The sequence below is a fragment of the Pseudonocardia sp. EV170527-09 genome (assembly GCF_008369905.1).
Taxonomy (GTDB): Bacteria; Actinomycetota; Actinomycetes; order Mycobacteriales; family Pseudonocardiaceae; genus Pseudonocardia.
This window is the reverse complement of record NZ_VRMC01000232.1, coordinates 1-1,523: the sequence shown is the minus strand read 5'-3', so window position 1 is coordinate 1,523 and position 1,523 is coordinate 1. Positions and strand designations below refer to the sequence as shown.

At 70.3% G+C, this 1,523-nt stretch carries 2 protein-coding genes; one reads left to right on the top strand and one right to left on the bottom strand.

The genetic code is table 11. The features are described 5' to 3' along the window. The first annotated feature begins 196 nt into the window (after window positions 1–196). Window positions 197–1,357, top strand: a complete 1,161-nt coding sequence (locus FVA95_RS28685; protein WP_149666891.1) for a low temperature requirement protein A — start codon at window positions 197–199, stop codon at window positions 1,355–1,357. Here the strand turns inward: FVA95_RS28685 and FVA95_RS28680 are convergent. Next, window positions 1,354–1,523 (bottom strand): integrase core domain-containing protein (locus FVA95_RS28680; protein ID WP_149662779.1); only part of this gene is annotated, 170 nt, incomplete at its 5' end. The two genes, FVA95_RS28685 and FVA95_RS28680, sit on opposite strands and share 4 nt — an antisense overlap.

The window sequence follows — 1,523 nt, the reverse complement described above, 5'->3', positions numbered from 1 at the left end:
GTCACCCGCAGCCTCGACCCGACCGGACGAGGCCACACCCGATGGATGATGCGCTGGAAGCCAGTCCTCAACGCCTTCGCCATCACTTTCGGTGACCGCTGGCCGGGCGCCGAGCACTACTGACAACATCGCCGGAACCACCGTTCTCGTTACAGACCCCCCTTCGGCAGCGCTGACACGGGAAAGGAGCCCACCGATGACCACACCGGACATCCGGCCGCGGGTGCTGCGACGGGAGGGCGACTCCGAGGTCGCTCCGATCGAGCTGTTCTTCGACCTCGTCTACGTGTTCGCGATCGTCCAGGTCTCGCACACCCTGCTCTACCACCTGACCCCGATCGGCGCGCTGGAGACGGCGGTGCTGTTCGCCGCGGTCTGGTGGCTGTGGAACTACTCGGCCTGGGCGATGAACTACCTGGACCCCGGACGCCCGTCGGTCCGGATGCTCAACGCCGGGCTGATGCTGGCGGCGCTGGGGATGGCGCTGGCCCTGCCGGATGCGTTCGGTGAGTCCGGGCTGCTGTTCGCACTGTGCTTCGCCGCCGCCCAGATCGGGCGCCCGCTGTTCCTCGTCGTGACCATGCGCGGGCACGTCATGGCCCGCAACTACCGCAACCTGCTGGTGTGGAGCACGGCCGCGTCCGTGCTCGTCGTCGTCGGCGCGTTCCTCCCGCCGGTGGCGCGGCTGGTCGTCTGGGCGCTGGCCGTCGCCGTCGACATGGCCGGGCCGCGGTTCGAGTTCCGGGTGCCGGGGCTCGGGCGCACCCCGATGGACGAGTGGCCGACCGACGTGGAGCACCTCGCCGAGCGCAACCGGCTGGTGTTCATCATCGCGCTCGGCGAGTCGATCCTGATCATGGGCTTCACGCTGTCGGAGATGGAGGACGTGACCCCCTACGCGGTGGTGATCACCCTGCTCGGCTTCGCCGGTCTGGTCGCGCTGTGGTGGTCCTACTTCGCGCTCGCCGGGCACGGCACCCGGGCGAGCTCCGGCGACGGGTCGACCCGTGCGGCGCGGGCCGCGTTCGCCTACGCGCACGGCCTGATGGTGGCCGGGGCGGTGCTGTTCGCGGTGGCGATCGACCTGCACCTCACGCACCCGGAGAACACCCCGGCGCTGGTGCTGACCTCGGTCGGCGGCCCGCTGCTCTACCTCGCGGGCAACAAGCTCTACCTGCAGGGGCGCACCGGCACGGTCGGACGGTCGCGCTACGTGGCCGCCGCGATCCTGGTGGTGGCCGCGGTGGTCGCGCTGGTGGCCGGACACGCCCTGCCCGCGATCGTGATCGGGGTGGTCGTGCTCGCCGTGGTGATCGGTCTGGCGGTGGCCACCGAGCTGACCGAGCGGCGAGCCTAGGTGTGATGTCCAGGGAGGTTGGTCAGCCTGGTGACTGGTGGCTGGCCGCCGATGGCGGAGTGAGCGCGGTGGTGATTGTAGAAGTGCAGCCAGCCGGGTAGGGCGTCGTTGCGTTGGCGGGTCGACTCATAGAGTCGGGCGTAGGCCCAGCCGTCGGCCAGGGTCC